General features: G+C 38.1%; 14 protein-coding genes and 2 pseudogenes. 9 read left to right on the top strand and 7 right to left on the bottom strand.

Annotation, left to right across the window (positions count from 1 at the left end):
* Positions 1–32: 32 nt before the first annotated feature.
* Positions 33–1097: an HD domain-containing phosphohydrolase gene (locus tag I6F49_RS02195; protein WP_197178166.1), complete on the top strand. Its 1065-nt coding sequence runs from the start codon at positions 33–35 to the stop codon at positions 1095–1097.
* A gap of 104 nt (positions 1098–1201) precedes the next feature.
* Here I6F49_RS02195 and I6F49_RS02190 read toward each other — a convergent pair whose 3' ends face one another.
* Positions 1202–1636: an AAA family ATPase gene (locus I6F49_RS02190; protein ID WP_166419606.1), complete on the bottom strand. Its 435-nt coding sequence runs from the start codon at positions 1634–1636 to the stop codon at positions 1202–1204.
* A gap of 297 nt (positions 1637–1933) precedes the next feature.
* On the opposite strand from I6F49_RS02190, the gene asnS reads away from it, so the two are divergent.
* Complete coding sequence (gene asnS, locus I6F49_RS02185) at positions 1934–3331, top strand: asparagine--tRNA ligase (RefSeq protein ID WP_024599551.1); 1398 nt, start codon at positions 1934–1936, stop codon at positions 3329–3331.
* 136 nt (positions 3332–3467) lie between these two features.
* Here asnS and I6F49_RS02180 read toward each other — a convergent pair whose 3' ends face one another.
* Together I6F49_RS02180 and I6F49_RS02175 are read right to left on the bottom strand one after the other, a co-directional pair.
* Positions 3468–4394, bottom strand: a complete 927-nt coding sequence (locus I6F49_RS02180) for an electron transfer flavoprotein subunit alpha/FixB family protein (protein ID WP_166419608.1) — start codon at positions 4392–4394, stop codon at positions 3468–3470.
* Complete coding sequence (locus I6F49_RS02175; protein WP_197178165.1) at positions 4395–5144, bottom strand: electron transfer flavoprotein subunit beta/FixA family protein; 750 nt, start codon at positions 5142–5144, stop codon at positions 4395–4397.
* 221 nt (positions 5145–5365) lie between these two features.
* Here I6F49_RS02175 and I6F49_RS02170 point away from each other — a divergent pair, with 221 nt between their 5' ends.
* The 7 genes and pseudogenes from I6F49_RS02170 to I6F49_RS02140 all read left to right on the top strand — a co-directional run.
* Entirely contained in the window at positions 5366–7012 is a 1647-nt protein-coding gene (locus tag I6F49_RS02170; RefSeq protein WP_197178164.1) for an electron transfer flavoprotein-ubiquinone oxidoreductase, read from the top strand.
* 133 nt (positions 7013–7145) lie between these two features.
* Entirely contained in the window at positions 7146–7610 is a 465-nt protein-coding gene (locus I6F49_RS02165) for an acyl-CoA thioesterase (protein WP_058550106.1), read from the top strand.
* Positions 7611–7877: 267 nt separating this feature from the next.
* Positions 7878–8447 carry an outer membrane beta-barrel protein gene (locus I6F49_RS02160; RefSeq protein ID WP_166419611.1) on the top strand — a complete coding sequence of 190 codons (570 nt, stop codon included), beginning with the start codon at positions 7878–7880 and terminating at the stop codon, positions 8445–8447.
* Between the two features lie 203 nt (positions 8448–8650).
* Positions 8651–9355, top strand: coding sequence for a tRNA (N6-threonylcarbamoyladenosine(37)-N6)-methyltransferase TrmO (gene tsaA, locus I6F49_RS02155; protein ID WP_197178163.1), 705 nt, complete (start codon positions 8651–8653; stop codon positions 9353–9355).
* 89 nt (positions 9356–9444) lie between these two features.
* The gene (locus I6F49_RS02150; protein WP_197178162.1) at positions 9445–11169 is read left to right on the top strand and encodes a proline--tRNA ligase; all 1725 of its coding nucleotides are present in this window, start codon (positions 9445–9447) and stop codon (positions 11167–11169) included.
* A gap of 206 nt (positions 11170–11375) precedes the next feature.
* Positions 11376–12032, top strand: a pseudogene (locus I6F49_RS20600) (UDP-2,3-diacylglucosamine diphosphatase); the annotation flags it as partial.
* 210 nt (positions 12033–12242) lie between these two features.
* Positions 12243–12578: pseudogene (locus tag I6F49_RS02140) on the top strand (UDP-2,3-diacylglucosamine diphosphatase); the annotation flags it as partial.
* 42 nt (positions 12579–12620) lie between these two features.
* On the opposite strand, the gene I6F49_RS02135 reads toward I6F49_RS02140, so the two are convergent.
* The 4 genes from I6F49_RS02135 to I6F49_RS02120 form a co-directional block, all read right to left on the bottom strand.
* Complete coding sequence (locus I6F49_RS02135; RefSeq protein WP_231615005.1) at positions 12621–15680, bottom strand: ATP-binding protein; 3060 nt, start codon at positions 15678–15680, stop codon at positions 12621–12623.
* Positions 15681–15954: 274 nt separating this feature from the next.
* Positions 15955–17163 (bottom strand): ABC transporter permease, encoded by a 1209-nt coding sequence (locus tag I6F49_RS02130; protein WP_165727903.1) that lies wholly within the window; start codon positions 17161–17163, stop codon positions 15955–15957.
* Positions 17156–17944: an ABC transporter ATP-binding protein gene (locus I6F49_RS02125; protein ID WP_166419614.1), complete on the bottom strand. Its 789-nt coding sequence runs from the start codon at positions 17942–17944 to the stop codon at positions 17156–17158. The genes I6F49_RS02130 and I6F49_RS02125 overlap by 8 nt, the downstream gene beginning before the upstream one ends.
* Positions 17941–18753, bottom strand: a complete 813-nt coding sequence (locus I6F49_RS02120) for a DUF3025 domain-containing protein (protein ID WP_166419615.1) — start codon at positions 18751–18753, stop codon at positions 17941–17943. Before I6F49_RS02120 ends, I6F49_RS02125 begins: the two co-directional genes overlap by 4 nt.
* Positions 18754–18805: the final 52 nt, after the last annotated feature.

The following is an 18805-nucleotide window of genomic DNA, read 5'->3' as shown; positions in this document are numbered from 1 at the left end:
TAGGTTTAAACTTTAATACACAGGAAAGTCTAATGAAAGACGATGCTTTAATTTTGGTTGTAGATGACAACCTACAAAATATTGAACTTATGCAAGCTTATCTTGAACCCAAGGGATATAAAACGGTTACAGCAACTAGTGGGCAAGAAGCATTAGACATTTTGGCACAACAACCAATCGATCTTATTTTACTCGATATTATGATGCCGGGTATGAACGGCTTTGAAGTAACGCGCCGTGTTAGAGAAGATGCTTTATTAAAGCTATTACCTATCGTACTTATTACTGCTTTAAGAGAGACAAAAGAGCGAGTTAAAGGAATTGATGCTGGTTGCGATGATTTTATTACAAAACCTGTAGACAAAAATGAGTTGTTATCGCGCGTTAAATCCCTTCTTAAAATTAAAGACTATAACGATTTAAGAACAAATTATCAGAGACAATTAGAAGCTGAAGTAGCCCAAAGAACGCAATCTTTAAAACAAGCAATGCAAAGCCTAAAAAATGCATCTCTTGAAACAATAAATAGATTAACCAAAGCTGCTGAATATAAAGATGAAGAAACAGGTGCGCATATTCAACGGATGAGCTTATATTCTGAAGCCGTCGCGCGTAGTGTTGGATTAGATGAGACGACAGTTGAAAATATTTTATTTTCAGCATCTATGCATGACCTTGGTAAAATCTCAACGCCTGACCATATTTTGCTAAAAGCGGGTCAATTAGATGCAGCAGAATGGGAAATAATGAAACAGCATACTGTTGTAGGCGCTAATATACTTTCAGGCTCTGACTCAGAAGTTATTAAGCTAGGTGAAATTATTGCCCGCTCACATCACGAGAAATGGGACGGCTCTGGTTATCCTGATGGTTTAAAAGGCACTGACATCCCTATTGCAGCACGCGTGGTTGCTATTGCTGATGTGTTTGATGCTCTTTCATCTAAGCGTCCTTATAAAAAATCATTTTCACAAGAGAAAACATTTGCCATTATTAAAGAAGGAAGTGGTAATCACTTTGATCCCGCAGTAGTTGATGCTTTTTTTGCAGTTCAAGAAGAGATTTTAGCGATTAAACAGAAGTATGCTGAAAAGTAATATAACGGCGAACTGGAGCAGCGATTGGATCACTGCTCACTAAAATAATATTTTACAATACGATTAAAACGCTTTAACTAAATTTTAGATGATAGTTAAAGTGACTACCATTCAAACATGTACGCCATTTTACTTATTGTTTTAAGCGGGACATTATGCGAATTACGTTTAGCATATAAGTGCTGCATTGATTTGTCTTTCACTTCACCCACTATCACTTCTTTTACTTGATAGCCTAAAGCAATAGCGGCTTGCGAGTACGCTATAAATTCCCACTTTTTAATATTGGTATTATCTACAATTACCAATGGCATATTTTGAGCAAGTGCATTTATAAAACGCGCTAAGTTTAAATTATGAAATTGCGACAATTTAAATTTATCGAAATGATATTCGCCCTGCTCATTAATAAAGTAATCATCAGTTGAGCAGATTAGGTATTGGCTTTCGTCAACTCCACCTAATTCGTCAGCAAGGCTTTGCGCATAATAAGACTTACCACTTCCTGGTAGTCCTCGTAAAATAAAAACTTGTTTCATAGCATCGATTTTTTAAGTGTGAATAAATATTAATTTAATTTGTTTGTTAATAATGCCACAAAATCATTAAATTTAAGAGTAACAAATAACAATAGTGGCAATTAAACTCTAAAAACTGTTTAAAAATAAACCGCATGCATAAAAACTTTTAAAGAGTTGCCCACAATAGTTTTTTTATTCAACTTTACTAGGTAAGATACAGGGTTCAAGTGCAGCGCCGTTTATGTGCAATTTATGCCCGAGTGTTGCGCACAGTTAAAATAAAATAGTTAGGCAACTTATATCATTGGAGTGAAGATGAGCCATTTAGCGATTTCAGAGCTATTAAAAGGCAATGTTGCGGTAGACAGCCAAGTAACAATTAAGGGCTGGATCCGTACTCGCCGCGATTCAAAAGCAGGAATTTCATTTTTAGCCGTTCATGACGGTTCGTGTTTTGATCCTATTCAAGCGGTAGTTCCTAATTCACTGAATAATTATGATGAAGTTACTAGCTTAACAGCCGGTTGTTCTGTGTCGGTTACTGGTGTTTTAGTGCAATCTGCTGGCCAAGGTCAGTCTTTCGAAATTCAAGCTAATACTGTGACTGTATTAGGTTGGGTAGAAAACCCAGATTCTTACCCAATGTCGGCAAAGCGCCACAGCATTGAGTACTTACGTGAGCACGCTCACCTTCGCCCTCGTACAAATATGATTGGCGCGGTAACACGTGTACGTAACTGTTTAGCACAAGCTATTCACCGTTTTTACCACGAGCAAGGCTTTTATTGGATCAGCACGCCAATCATTACGGCAAGTGACTGTGAAGGCGCTGGCGAAATGTTCCGTGTATCAACGCTTGATATGCAAAATTTACCGCTTACAGACAAAGGCGAAGTTGATTACAGCGAAGATTTCTTCGGTAAAGAAGCATTCCTTACTGTATCTGGCCAGTTAAATGGCGAGACTTACGCGTCTGCAATGTCAAAAATTTACACGTTTGGTCCTACGTTCCGTGCAGAGAACTCAAATACATCTCGCCACCTTGCAGAATTTTGGATGGTAGAGCCTGAAGTTGCATTTGCTGATTTAGAAGACATCGCAAAACTTGCTGAAAACATGCTTAAGTATGTATTCAAAGCTGTACTTGAAGAGCGCCGTGATGACATGGAATTTTTTGCACAACGTGTAGAAAAAACTGCAATTACGCGTTTAGAAGAGTTTGTAGATAAAGACTTCGCACAAGTTGATTACACCGACGCTGTAGAAATTCTTAAAACGTGTGGTAAAAAGTTTGAGTACGCTGTTGAATGGGGTGTAGATTTACAGTCTGAGCACGAGCGTTACTTAGCAGAAGAACACTTTAAAGCACCAGTAGTTATTAAAAACTACCCGCGCGATATTAAAGCATTTTACATGCGCCAAAACGAAGACGGTAAAACCGTTGCCGCAATGGACGTAGTAGCGCCTGGTATTGGTGAGATCATTGGTGGTTCACAACGTGAAGAACGCCTTGATGTACTTGATGCTCGCCTTGAAGAAATGGGCTTAAACAAAGAAGACTACAGCTGGTACCGCGATTTACGTAAATACGGTAGCGTGCCGCATTCAGGCTTTGGTTTAGGCTTTGAGCGCTTAGTTGCTTATGTAACAGGTATGGGCAACGTACGTGACGTTATTGCCTTCCCTCGTACTAAAGGCAGCGCAACTTACTAATTAGTAAGTAAACTGTTTAAAATATTGAAAACCAGTCAATTGGCTGGTTTTTTTGTGTCTTTAATTTACCGTATAAAAAAGCCGCAGCACTCAAAGAGCACCACGGCTTTCAACCAGAATAAATTTAAATTAGATGCTATAAAGCATTTTCTAACTGTGGCAGTACTTCAAATAAGTCAGCCACTAAACCGTAATCAGCTACCTGAAAAATAGGTGCGTCTGGGTCTTTATTAATAGCGACGATTACTTTTGAGTCTTTCATACCAGCTAAATGCTGAATTGCACCGCTAATACCTACTGCAATATATAAGTTAGGCGCTACAATTTTACCTGTTTGCCCTACTTGCATATCGTTAGGTACAAAGCCTGCGTCAACTGCTGCGCGCGATGCACCAATGGCTGCACCTAGTTTATCGGCAATGCCATTAAGTAGTGCGAAGTTTTCACCATTTTGCATACCACGACCACCTGATATAACAACGGTGGCTGCTGTAAGCTCTGGGCGTTCTGATTCGGTTTGTTCAACACTTACAAAGCTGCTTAATTGCGAATCAGATACTGTATCAATACTTGTTACAGCGGCTGCTGATTGCTCGCCTTGTAAATCAAAGCTACTTGCACGCACGGTAATTACTTTTTTGCTATCGAGTGACTTAACCGTTGCGATTGCATTACCTGCATAAATAGGACGTTTAAATGTGTCTGCGTCCACTACTGCGATAATTTCAGAAATTTGTGCAACATCTAATAACGCAGCAACACGTGGCATAAAGTTTTTGCCCGTTGTAGTGGCACTTGCAACAATATGGCTGTAACTGTCGCTAAGCGATAAAACTAAATCGGTCATGCTCTCAGCTAACTGATGCTCATACACGCTGTTATCGGCAACTAAAACATTAGCTACGCCATCAATGCTAGCAACTTGTGAGCTCATTGCACTTAAGCTGTTGCCGGCAATAAGTACATCAACAGGAAAACCCATTTTTACTGCGGCGTTAATAGTTTTTGAGGTTTCTGGTTTTAAGGCACCGTTGTCGTGCTCTGCAATTACGAGTGTTTTCATTTAAATCACCTTTGCCTCTGTTTTTAATTTTTCTACAAGCTGCGCTACGTCTTCAACAATAATTCCTGCGGTGCGTTTAGCTGGCTCTTCTACACTTACTAATTGAATGCGCGGTGTTAAATCAACACCAAGCGAATCAGCAGCTATTACTTCAAGCGGCTTACGTTTGGCTTTCATAATATTTGGTAGTGATGCGTAACGAGGCTCGTTTAAGCGTAAATCAGTTGTAACAACCGCTGGTAAGTTAAGTGCTACCGTTTGCAGGCCGCCATCAACTTCACGGGTTACGTTTACTTTGCCATTTTCAATAACAACCTTTGATGCAAACGTACCTTGGCCACGTTTAGTTAAAGCCGCTAACATTTGACCTGTTTGGTTGTTATCAGAGTCAATTGACTGTTTACCCAAAATAACCAGCTCTGGTGCTTCTTGTTCTACAATTTTGGCAAGAAGTTTTGCAATATGAAGTGACTCGAGCTTTTCATCGGTTTCGATGTGAATGGCTTTGTCGGCGCCAAGCGCTAGTGCGGTGCGTAATTGCTCTTGCGATGCTTTTGGACCAATAGTAACAGCAACAACTTCGCTTGCCGTGCCTGCTTCTTTAAGGCGGATTGCTTCTTCTATGGCAATTTCACAAAACGGGTTCATTGCCATTTTTACGTTAGTTAAATCAACGTCGCTGTTATCATTTTTAACGCGTGCTTTTACGTTGTAATCAATCACTCTTTTTATTGGTACGAGAACTTTCATAGGAACTCCATAATTATTTAAACCTACAAGGTAACGTGCACGTCAACCTATTTATTTTATGAAATTAGACTACTTCCTGTTGACGTAAACGTCAACCTAAAATAACCTTTAACTATTCACAGTCTGTAACGTTTAATTTGCAAGGTTAATAATAGGCTGTACACCTTATTTAAATGTGTAGTAAACATTCAAATAAGTCCGTCATAGATAAAGAGGTTATTATGGTCGAACGTGAAACCATGGAATTTGATGTAGTTATTGTTGGTGCAGGCCCTGCAGGGCTTTCAAGTGCAATTAAACTCGCGCAACTAGCACAAGAAAAACAACAAGAGTGCATGATCTGCGTCGTCGAAAAAGGGTCTGAAGTGGGCGCACATGTACTCTCTGGCGCGGTTTTTGAAACCAAAGCTTTGGATGAATTACTACCAAATTGGCAAGAACTGGGCGCCCCTGTTACGACAAAAGTAACTAACGATGAAATTTATTGGTTTAATAACGAACAAAAAGCGACATCAATCCCCCACTTTGCAACGCCTAAAACATTTCATAATGTCGGTAACTACATTGTGTCTATGGGTAACGTGTGTCGATGGCTTGCTGAGCAAGCAGAAGCGTTAGGCGTAGAGATATTTCCAGGATTTAGTGCTCACTCTTTAATAATTGAAGATAAAGCAGTGAAAGGCATTATTACTGGCGATATGGGAGTCGATAAAGACGGTAATGAAAAAGATGGTTACATGCCCGGCATGGAGCTTCGTGCAAAATACACTATTTTTGCAGAAGGCTGCCGAGGTCATTTAGGTAAGCAGCTAATTAATGAGTTTGCGCTTGATGCAGATTCATCGCCACAGCATTACGGTTTAGGCTTTAAAGAAATTTGGCAAATAGATGAAAGTAAGCATGAGCTTGGCAAAGTAGTTCATGGTACAGGTTGGCCACTAAGTGGTGACACAAATGGTGGTGCATTTATGTATCACAGCGAAAACAATCAAGTCGTTGTTGGTTTAATTGTTGATTTAAATTACTCAAATCCGCATTTAAGTCCATTTGATGAATTTCAGCGCATGAAGCATCACCCTGTATTTAAAAGCGTACTTGAAGGCGGTGAGCGTGTTGCATACGGAGCACGTGCAATCGCCAAAGGCGGCTTACATTCATTACCCAAAATGCATTTTGCTGGTGGTTTAATAGTGGGTTGTGATGCAGGCACACTTAATTTTGCAAAAATTAAAGGTAACCACACCGCAATGAAATCGGGAATGATTGCCGCTGACGTTATTTTTGAAGCGCTGCAAAGTGAGTTCGCAAATACCGATTTAGCTAATTACCAAAAAGCCTTTGAGCAATCGTGGGCTTATAAAGAGTTATATCAATCTCGTAACTTTGGCCCTGCAATGCACAAACTCGGTAAGTTTGTAGGCGGAGCATACAACACGCTTGATCAAAACATTTTTAATGGCGGTTTGCCGTTTACATTTAAAGATAATACGCCCGATCACTCTACCCTTGTTGATGCTAACGCCGCTGACAAAATAGCGTATCCAAAGCCAGATGGACAATTGAGCTTTGATAAACTCTCGAGCGTGTTTTTATCAAATACCAATCACGAAGAATCACAGCCGTGCCATTTAAAGCTTAAAGATGCGTCGATTCCTATCAACGTAAACTTAGTAAAATTTGATGAGCCTGCTCAGCGCTATTGCCCAGCAGGCGTATACGAAGTGCAAGAAGTAGAAGGCAGTAAAGAGTTTGTTATAAACGCTCAAAACTGTGTGCACTGTAAAACCTGCGATATTAAAGACCCTAGTCAAAACATTACATGGGTAACGCCAGAAGGCGCTGGCGGGCCAAACTACCCTAATATGTAGCTAAATTATGCGCAGAGTGGCTAACTAAGCACATTTTTTACATACAAATTATAAACATATCCTAAATTGCAGGGGCTTCGGCCCCTTTTTTACGTTATGCTTATGATAGTTTTAATAAATGTGAGTGTTAACTATGCCGTCGTCAAAAGTTGTTTTTCGTTTTTTAGCCGAGCCTACCGATGTAAATTTTGGTGGTAAAGTTCATGGTGGGGCCGTCATGAAATGGATTGACCAAGCTGGTTATGCATGTGCTGCTGGTTGGAGTGGTCATTATTGTGTAACAGTTTCGGTAGCGGGTGTTAAATTTAGACGCCCTATTCTCGTGGGTCAAATTGTAGAAGTAGAAGCTAAAATTGCCCATACGGGTAGAAGTAGCATGCAAATATTTATTCAAGTGCGTTGTGGCGATCCTAAAACACAAAATATGGTTGAAACAAATCATTGTGTTATTAGTTTTATTGCTATGGACGAAACGGGCTACCCAATAGAAGTCCCTTCGTTTAAAGCCGTAACCGAAGAAGATATTAAATTAGAAAACTACGCTATAAAAATGAAAGAAATAGCTATTGAAACAGAAAACTTGCTTCATAAAGTTTAAATTCCAATTAACACTTTAGAGATGTACCTAATAGGTATGTAAAATACTCATAATGTTTTGTAAAACATGCAACGTGCCTTTGAAAGTAAAATCATAGAAAAGTTCAATTTGTTTGCAAAACAACCTAAACGTCATAATAACCAATACAAAAGTAGTTGTTATGGCGTTTTATTAGCCTCTTTTGAAATTGGCATATTAGCTGCAATTAGATAATTGTCGTTTGATAAATTTAATCAAACATTTAAATTATTTTAAAGGAGCTATTCAATGATTAAAACACTTTCTCTTTCTGCGCTTGCTTTAGCAACAATGGGTTTTAACTCTGCAGCACACGCTGACATTTCTGATTTCGATTCTCCACGTATCTATACAGGTATTGGTTACGGTCAATATTCTTTTGAGTTTGAAGATAGCGACAACGACACTGACTTTGACGACGATGCACAAATGCTTAAAGGCTATGTTGGAGCACAATTTAACGAGTACTTGAGCTTAGAGCTTGCTTATCAAGATTTTGATGAAGTAAGTGATATTAGCAGTAAAGCTGAAGTTGATGGCGTATCGCTTGCCGCACGTTTAGGGTACCCAATAACAGAGAGCTTTTCTGTATATGCAAAAGGTGGTTGGCTTGAGTGGGATGCAGATTACACACAAGACTTACCAGTAGGTAGTGTATCAGCCTCTACAGATGGTGGTGATGCATTTTACGGCGCAGGTATTGAATACGCACTTACAACAAATGTTCAATTTCGTTTAGAGTACGAACGTTATAAACTTGATGACGATATTGACCCAGATATGGATGTAGCATCTGTGTCAGTTCAGTACATGTTTTAATTAATATTCAACGTGTATATAAAAGGTAAGCTTAGGCTTACCTTTTTTGTTTTAGGCTCTTTTTAAATACATCAATATAAATCAATCAGTCTAATAAATAACTTTAAACCGTATGGTCTATAAGCAATAAACTTACTTACATTAATGCCATAAACGCTAAATACGGGTAGAATAGCGCTCTATTTTATTTGTACCCGAGTACTATGAGCGATTACACCATTTCGGCTATTGGCCACATTGAATCTCCTTATAAACAAAAGTTTGCTATACCTAGGCAACCGCGTTTAGTGCCACAAGCTAAAGCAAAGCTTATATTTGCCCCCGATTTTAATCGCGAAGAATTTGTACGCGGGCTCGATGAGTTCACTCATATATGGTTACTATTTCGTTTCCACGAAACAGCAGATAAAGGCTATTCAGCGATGGTACGCCCTCCTCGCTTAGGTGGTAATGAGCGAAAAGGCGTATTTGCAACGCGCGCTACATTTAGACCCAACGCCATTGGTATGAGCGCTGTAAAGCTTGAAGGTATTGAGTATAAAAATGGCCAGCTTAGTTTATTACTCGCTGGTATTGATTTACTTGATGGCACACCGATTATTGATATAAAACCGTATTTGCCGTACTCAGACTCTATGCCTGATGCCAGCGCTGGTTTTGCCGATACTCGTCCAGAAACCGAGATGACGGTTGAATTTAGCCCTCAAGCAATCGAGTTTATTAATGCACAAACCCAGTACCCAGACTTACAAGAATTTATAGCCAATGTATTAAAGCAAGATCCTCGCCCCGCATACAAAAAACAAAAAGAAGGTGAGCAAAGCTATGGGATGACTTTGTACAACTTTAATATTCGTTGGCAGGTTAATGACTCGCATAACGTAGTAACAAACATAGAAAAAAACTAAATAACTCACTTAGCGCTTTAGTGTAAAAGCATCCGCTGGTAAACTTAAGCTCTATTAAAAGAATATAATTACTCTATTTCGGAAAAAACATGCGTACAAGCCAATATATACTCGCAACACTTAAAGAAACGCCATCAGATGCTGAAATCGTATCGCATCAGTTAATGCTTAGAGCCGGTATGATCCGTCGCGTCGCTTCGGGTTTATACACTTGGTTACCCTCTGGTTTACGCGTGCTACGTAAAGTAGAAAACATTGTACGTGAAGAAATGGACAAAGCTGGTGCCATTGAAATGCTAATGCCTGTTATTCAACCTGCTGATTTGTGGGAAGAGTCTGGCCGTTGGAATGAATTTGGTCCTGAGCTTATGCGCTTTACAGACCGTCATAACCGTACGTTTGCACTTGGTCCAACACACGAAGAAGTAATAACTGATTTCGTACGTAAAGAAATAAGCAGCTACAAGCAGCTACCAGTTACTTTATACCAAGTACAAACTAAAGTACGTGACGAACGTCGCCCTCGCTTTGGTGTTATGCGTGCCCGTGAATTTACAATGAAAGATGCGTACTCTTTTCACTTAAGTGAAGAATGTTTAGATGCAACTTATCAAGCAATGCACAAAGCATACTGTAATATTTTTGAGCGCCTAGGCCTTGATTACCGCCCTGTACTTGCAGATACAGGCTCTATTGGTGGTAGCTTGTCTCATGAGTTTCATGTACTTGCTGAATCTGGCGAAGATGCCATTGCATTTAGTGATGGCAGTGATTACGCCGCTAATATTGAAAAAGCAGAAGCACTGGCACCAAGCGAGCCGCGCCCTGAAGCATCAAAAGAGCTTAAAGCGTTTCCAACGCCTGATGCTAAAACAATTAACGAACTTAAAAAACACTATGGTGTTAAGCCACATCGCGGAGTTAAAACGTTAATCGTTTATGGTACGCCTGATGAAAACGAAGTACGTGGTTTAGTAGCCTTAGTACTGCGTGGCGATCACGAATTAAACGAGTTAAAAGCTGAAAAACACCCATTAGTAGACTCTCCGCTTGAAATGGCAACAGAGGCAGATATTGTTGCTGCTATTGGTGCAAAACCAGGCTCATTAGGACCTGTTGGCTTATCAATGCCTATTATTGTTGATAGAGCAGCTAACATACTTGCTGATTTTGTTGCCGGTGCTAATAAAGACGACGAGCATTACAGCGGTATTAACTGGGATCGTGACGTAACTGATTATGACGTTGCTGATATTCGTAATATTGTTGAAGGCGATATGAGCCCATGTGGCCAAGGCGTTTTACAAATTAAACGTGGTATTGAAGTGGGTCATATTTTCCAACTTGGCACTAAATACTCAGAAGCCATGAAAGCCGGCGTATTAAACGAAGGTGGTAAAAACCAAACCATGACGATGGGTTGTTACGGCATTGGTGTTTCACGTATTGTTGCTGCTGCTATTGAGCAGAACAACGATCAATACGGGATCATTTGGCCGAAATCAATCGCGCCATTCGACTTAGCAATTGTTCCTATGAACATGCACAAATCACATCGTATTCCTGATATTGCAAATAACCTTTACCAAGGTTTAAAAGATGCAGGTTTAGACGTGCTATTTGATGACCGTAAAGAGCGCCCTGGTGTTATGTTTAACGACATGGAGCTAATTGGTGTGCCATTTACACTGGTAATTGGTGAGCGTAACCTTGACGAAAACAAAGTTGAGCTTAAAAACCGCCGTACAGGTGAAAAGCTAATGATTGATATTGATACAGCAATTGATGCAATTAAAGCAGCTGTTAAAGGTTAACAAAACGCACGCTTAAAAAAGACTATAGGCCGCATTTAAAATGTGGCCTTTTTTATGCGTAATCATAGCTGATCATCAACTCACCTTTCCTCGATGTTTTAATTACGTGACTTTGTATAAATTGTCATGGAGGCTTCGCTAAAGTGTCTCATAAGTGTCATTAGATTTATCTACAGTGTTTAATTATTACAATATAGATGACGGGCATGACAAACAATCAGCTGCGTAAAAAACAACACTACCCTACTATTTGGATATCTGATGTTCATTTAGGTTACAAAGACTGTAAAGCCGATTACTTACTCGATTTTTTAAACTCAGTAGAATCTGACACTCTTTATTTAGTGGGAGACATTATTGACTTATGGTCAATGAAACGACAGTTTTATTGGCACCCCTCGTATTATCAAGTATTAAACTCTATACAAAAAAAGCAGCTAGCGGTACACGCGTCATTTATATTCCCGGTAATTATGATGAAACGTTTAGGAACTATATAATACCAACCTGCATAAATCTCTGATCAATTTAACGAATTAAATTGCACTATAACGTCGTTAAAAATTTTTTATTTAGAACAACTAGATACAAAAATTTTTGCCTAGTTTTAGCGTAATTTTCTTAACGTTAAATAGACCTCATATAAGCAGATTGGTATAAATCAAACATTATTTGGTATTGAAATCCACCAGCAGTTTATTCACACCACTAAAGCTAATAAACGTTTTTTACTCGTACATGGCGATGACTTTGATTCTGCAACGCGCTACAAAAAATTGATTAGTATAGCGGGTGATGTAGGGTACGACTTACTCTTGTTTTTAAATCGCTGGACCAATCGTATACGTAAAATGTTTGGAGGTAATACCAATTCGCTTAATTAAGTGTTCTATTCTGAGGTGAGAAAATCGTGTCGATAACCAGGCAAAAATTTCGTTATTTAGTTGTTCTCGGCAATTGCTCCTGCATTGCTCTACCTCCTGCATCCATGCAGTCGTATATCAGAAATTTTTAACGCAGTTAGCGTCAGATTTAATCCCTCAAATTGATTAAGTATTAATGCGGATTGGTATAATTACTACTCGCTCGCATCATTGATAAAAGCTCGCGTACACAAAGCACGTGAAGCGATTAAAGCGTTTGAGAATGCTGCAATTCATGAAGCTAAAAAACAAAACGTAGACGGTATTATTTGTGGACACAGACATCATCCCAAAATAAAAGTTGATGACGGAATTATTTATTGTAACGATGGAGATTGGATTGAGAGCTGTACAGCGCTTGTAGAGCAGCAAGATGGAAAAATTGAATTACTGCACTGGTCAGATACACAAACCGTACTCGATAGCGCCGACATAACAAAGTTAAATATATCAACTGATGCTAAACCAAAAAAATCAGCTGCATAAGCAGCTGATTCTCATTTTATGGTGTTTAACTTTGCCAAGTGATTAACTTAGCCAAGTGATTAACTTATCTTTTAGCGTTACTGGCTTGATTGGTTTAGTAATATAGTCGTTCATGCCTGCAGTTAAACAGCGCTCTCTATCACCTTCCATCGCGCTTGCTGTCATAGCAATAATAGGTATGTAAGTGTAATCTACCCCGGCCTTACTATTTCTGATTTCACTTGTTGTATCGTAGCCATTTAAATTAGGCATTTGGCAATCCATTAAAATAACATCAAAAGCTTGCTCTGTATTTTCTCTCAATGCTTCTAATGCCTCTACACCGTCTGACGCACAAGTGATTTTTGCTTTAGTGCGTTTTAAAATCGCCTTAGCTACTTCAATGTTTATCATATTATCGTCTACTAGTAATATATGATAAGCAGATAAGTCAGGCTCTACTTGTTCTTCTGTTACGCCTTTAGGTGGCGCTATAATGCAGTCATTACTAGCACCAAATAAGCTGGCTAATTTATAACTAAATTGATCTTGGGTAAGCGGTTTATTTAAAATATGACTACCTTCCGGTAACACTATTTTTGTTGGTTTGTCGGTCACCATGTCGCGTAAAATTAAGACATACTTTTTATTAAATTGTTTACAGTGATCAATTAACGCATCAATTTGAGGGTGCTCATCATCAATTAACAATAAGTCAGCTTCAAACTCTTTATGCTCACTAAAGTAGTCGAGTCTTACAATGTTTTCTGCATTTACTTTACAGGTTAGTAGCAATAAATCGCACACGTTTTTATAAACGTTATCGCGCGCTATTAATGCCGCTACGTTAATACTTGTAGCAAGTTCAATACCTGTGTTTAGTTTTTTCTCTTGTGCTACATGTAGCTCAACTGTTGCGGTAAACGTACTACCAGCGCCCTTTTCACTTATAACCGTAATATTACCACCCATTAACTGAGCAAGTTTTTTACATATAGATAAGCCTAAGCCTGTACCACCAAAATGACGGGTTGTACTTGAGTCTTCTTGTGTAAACACTTCAAATAGTTTGTCTATGTTCTCTGGCGCTATACCAATACCCGTATCTTTTATTGTAAAGCTCATTAATAGCTTTGAATCGGTAATATACTTAGAGCCAACAGTTAGACTTACTTCACCTCGGTGGGTAAATTTAAATGCATTATTAACTAAATTAATTAAAATTTGTTTAAGGCGATGGCTATCACCAATAACCATTCTGTCTACTACGTCTTTAGTATCTAAAAATACTTCAAGGCCTTTGCGCTGGCCCTGTAACGCTAAAGAGCTAATCATATCGCTACATACTGTAACAACATCAAATGTATGATTATCAATATCAAGCTTACCCGCTTCTATTTTAGAAAAATCGAGAATATCGTTAATCAGATTCATCAATGAGTTAGCACTGCTGTTGGCTAGCTTTAAGTAATGATATTGTTGTTCACTTAAACCATCTTCTTTGAGCATTTCAAGCATACCCAAAACGCCATTCATCGGTGTGCGTATTTCGTGAGATATATTTGCTACAAAATCACTTTTTGCTTGGCTAGCTGCTAATGCTTGGTCAATTGCGCGCTCTAACTCAATAGTCCTTTGTGATACTTTTAGCTCTAAAGTGCTATTTAATCCTTCAAGCTCTGATTGAGTATTTTTTAATGAGCTAATATTTCTCAAAATGGCCGCAACTTGGTAACGGTTATTGTAAACATCAAAAATACTGCTTAGCGTAATTGAAAAATATTGTTTGTTGCCATAACCATCTGTGTAGATAGCTTCAAATGGCATTTTTGATCCGTTTGAAATAGTCTCTTCAATACAATTATTGTCAGCGTCATTTAAATTAAACAGCGAAACAAAGTCAGGACTATTACCAGTAATTGAAGTACCAAAAATATCTTTAGCTGTATTATTAAAGTGTACAACCTGACCGTTTTGCTCAATTGTAAAAATAGCATCGAGCGAATTTTCAATTACTTTGTTATTTTGCTCTTTTAAAGAATGTATTAGCAACTTACGGTTTATAAAACGTTGGTATAAAAAGGCAATAACTAAAAATACGCTAAAAAACACCACTAGTATTGCAATAAAGTTTTGACGCCTTTCGTTCACCTTTACAAACAACGTTTTAGTATTAACACTTACACCAAGCTCTAAAGGTAACATGGCAATATCACCATCAAACGAAATACGCTTTTTTAATGTATAAGCAATTGGATAATTACTTAGCGGTAAAGTACCTTGCTCTGCCATTGTAGTGTCAGTTGTAAACTCTTCAGCCCACGTTTTAGCTTTATTAAATTCAAAACCAAAGCGTAGTTGAGGGTTTGGATGATATAAAAATTCACCTTCATTGTTCATAAGGTAAATTTGTATTCCTTGAGGGGATTCTACCGTTAAGCTTTTTATTAATTTATCTGCAAAGTAGTTAGTGACTAATATTGCAAATATTTTATTTTTTTCATCAAAAACTGGTTTAGCTACACGAAAAGTACTGATGTAAGGTTCTTGTATTTGTCCATTTTCACGATTGTAGTTAATTGGTGAAATATAAACACTTTTCTTATCAAGCATACTCGCTTTGATTATGTAGTCGCGTTGGCCTTTCTGTTGTAATTGCAGGCCTTGTAAGCGATTAATCTCTCCGAGTTGATTTCTATCAACCCTGACAACCTCTTGACCACCATCTTCGAGCGTAATATAGCGGGCTTGCAATATACTGTCATCAGTTTGCATAAAGCCTGTAAATATACTTGCTAAGCGCTCTTGCCAAATATCAATAGGTGTTCCAAGAATTGGATCAATGAGTTTATTTTCTTTTGCGCGAGTAATACCTTGAATAGGAGGCGTTGCATCTAAAAAGCGGATTGCGGTAACACTATCTTTAAGATGTTTTTTTAGTGAAAGGCTTTTTGTTTCAAGCTCACGCTTTAACTCTATTTGAGCTGAATGGTAAACATCACTTCTTACTTTTTGATCGAACAGGTATAGAGAAGGCAAAGCTATAAGAGCAAATATTATTGTTGCAACTAGCATTAATTTATTATTTTTTGTTACATTCAACAAAATATTTCTTTTTAACATTTACCTTCACCATAAATTTTTATTGTTATTAGTATAGAGCATTAAAGTAAAAAATGGACCCTCTAACTAATTAGTTATCGTTATAATTTTTATAATAAAAAGACTAAATCATTAGTTTTTTTAAAGCGAACTTCTTATATGAATTATAAATGAATAAGAGCGATAATATTGCTAGATATAATTTATAAAAGAACTGGTTTCATGATTGATCGGTTTAAAATATAAAAGGTAGCAATTGCTACCTTTTATAAGTTTTTAGGTCACTAAGTATATATTATCTAAATAATACATCTTCTCGATTAAACCATTTAACGCAAAATGCCAGTAGCCCAGCTGCAATGATTGCTGTTGCTAAAAATATTAAGCCTACAAAGGTGTAATCAACTGTCCCTTTTACTATTTCTTTAATTGCTAATGCTACGTTTGTAACAGGAATGAATGCGGTTTTAGCAGTAAGCTCCATATTTGGCATTATTGAAATAATAATAGGGAAAAACACGCCCATGCTAAGTGGGGCCATATAGTTTTGTGCTTCTTTAAACGTACGTGCATAGATAGATATAGCCAAGGCTAAAGCCGAAAATATAGCTGCAACAGGTAATAGCAGTACAAATATCATCAGTAAATCGGTTACCGCTAATGTACTAAATGCCGCTTTAATAAAATCAAGATCAGCAAATGCTAATGCCAGTGCTATCCAGCAGCCCATACTTAAGACCGTTATGGTTGTGGAGGCAATGGATGTAGTTAACAAGGTTATAAACTTACCAAGCACGAGCTCTGTACGCGTAATAGGTGTAAGCAGAAGTGTTTCTAGTGTGCCACGTTCTTTTTCGCCTGCGCCTAAATCAATAGCCGGATAAGTTGCTCCCATTAATACCAGAGGTATAAGTAAGTAAGGTAGGAAGCCGCCAATTTTTTCGCCTAGATTTTCACGTTTATCGGCTGTATCTACTTTTATTACTTCAATTGGGTTAAGAATAGATTTTTGTACAGACTCTTCAATACCAAAACTGATTAGCTTTTGAGTTTGGAGCACGTCACTGTATTCTTTTGCGAGTTCTTTAACTCGTTCGAATAAAAAGTTGATAGATTTTGAATCGTTAAACACAACCTGCCACTGGCTTTGTTCACCGCTATCTAAAGTTTGCTCAGCATGGCTTGGTAAATAAATACCCATATCAATATCGCCAGCTATAACGCCTGCTTTAAGCTCTTCGATGTTATTAAAGGTTTTAGCACCTTTATAAAGCTCAAAACTTTTGTGATAAAACACTTTGTCAGTAAATTCTTGTGCGTATTCACCGTTAATAATAGCGTATGTATTTACTTTTTGTTCTGCGTCCATTGCTGCTTGTGAGCTTATAAATGCCATTACGGCAAACAATAATGGAAATATAGCAACAGGTAGCGCTACAACAAACAGTAGCGTTTTTTTATCGCGAAGGAGTTCTCTTAATTCCTTTTTAAATACTTCAAACATCATGTTTCTCCGTTAATATATTCATAAAGGCTTGGTTTAGCTCTTCGCTATTACCTGCTTGTTTAAATTCTTCTACTGTCCCGTCAAAGCAGCTAACGCCTTCGTTAATTACAGCAACTCGGTCACATAAAAGTGCAACTTCATCTAAATGATGGGTAGAAAAAATAACAGGTGTACCTTGCGCCTTTAAGCCTTTAATAAATTGAATAACGGTTTGAGTTGTCATTATATCGAGCCCAGTTGTTGGCTCATCGAGCACCACTACTGCTGGGCGATGTACAACAGCACGCGCTATATTAGCTTTTTGCTTCATACCAGTTGATAGGTTTTCAGCACGTTTATCAATAAACTTATGCATATCAAGCAATGTGAATAGCTCATCACAACGCGATGCAATATCGTTTTTGCTCATACCGTGAAGCTTTGCAAAATATTCTATGTTTTCTTTTACCGTTAAGCGACCATACAAACCGGTAGAGCCCGATAAAAAACCGATAGACTTACGCCCCAGTAGCGGTTTTTTTACAATGTCGTTTCCAGCAATTGTTATTGAACCTTCATCTGGCTTTAATGCGGTTGAAATCATTCTAAGTGTTGTTGTTTTACCTGCGCCATTGGGTCCTAGTAATCCAAGTACCTCACCCTTCGCGCAGCTAAAGCTGACGTCTCTTACTGAGTGAAAATAGTCTTTATCTTCACGAGGATCGATGTCGTCTATTTTATTTTTTTTGTGATCTTTAGTTAGCTTAAATTTCTTTTTAAGCCCAGCAACTTCTATCATATTCGTATCCTTCGTTTCGCTCTAAAATAATCTGTATTGTTATAAAAAGAGTCGTCTTTGTTTTCATCATGCCAGCCAGGCACGCCTAATAAAGGCAGTGGTGAAAGCTGTTTATTATCGGCTAAGCAGTTATCTATTTTAATCATCTCATAAAGGGCTTGGTCTAGGTACTGATATTGCGTTACTAAATCTTTACAAAATATTTCATCTGGTACACAAACAAACAATGCTTTACCCGTTAAACCTATATAAGGTTTAGTGAGCATTTCATAATTAGCATGGCCAAACATAAACGCTTTAATGCTTTTTCCCCATTCACTTTTATGCTTAACAAATGCTGTTTTCCATTGGTGATCGCGAAGCAACTCTTGCCATTTAGTATCGCTTATTGCCAGTACAACGCCACATTCGTCAAAGAGCGTTAATGCATTACGATGTTTGGTACGCTTTTGCAAACCATGCTCAGCTATATCTTGTACATGTCGCTGGTTTATAAGGGCTTTAGTTTTAGGAAATAAACACCAAATAAAGCCACCAAACAAGTCATGCCAATTTTCGCTTCGTGTAGGTACAACGCCAGTTTCAAAAATAACCTGTTCGTAATAACGATCGCCAAAATCTACCTTTGCATCATCTTCAAAAGTAATAGGAATATTATTCGCATTAATAGCGGTTAAAAATGGAGTAAACCACTGCGGCGCAGGCCAATCTGTTAGTTCGTTAACTTTAAACAGCTCACGTAAGTGCGAAAATGCACCGGTTTCTAAACTGCTGATTTGCCACTGCTCGGGGGGAGTAAAACGCTTCATTTAAACCTTTAACAATTTATGCCTATAATTTACGAGAAGTTTACCGCAAAAA

This window comes from Pseudoalteromonas sp. SWN166 (genome assembly GCF_015864485.1).
In the GTDB taxonomy this organism is placed as follows: Bacteria; Pseudomonadota; Gammaproteobacteria; order Enterobacterales; family Alteromonadaceae; genus Pseudoalteromonas.
This window is presented reverse-complemented; position numbering and strand designations above follow the sequence as displayed.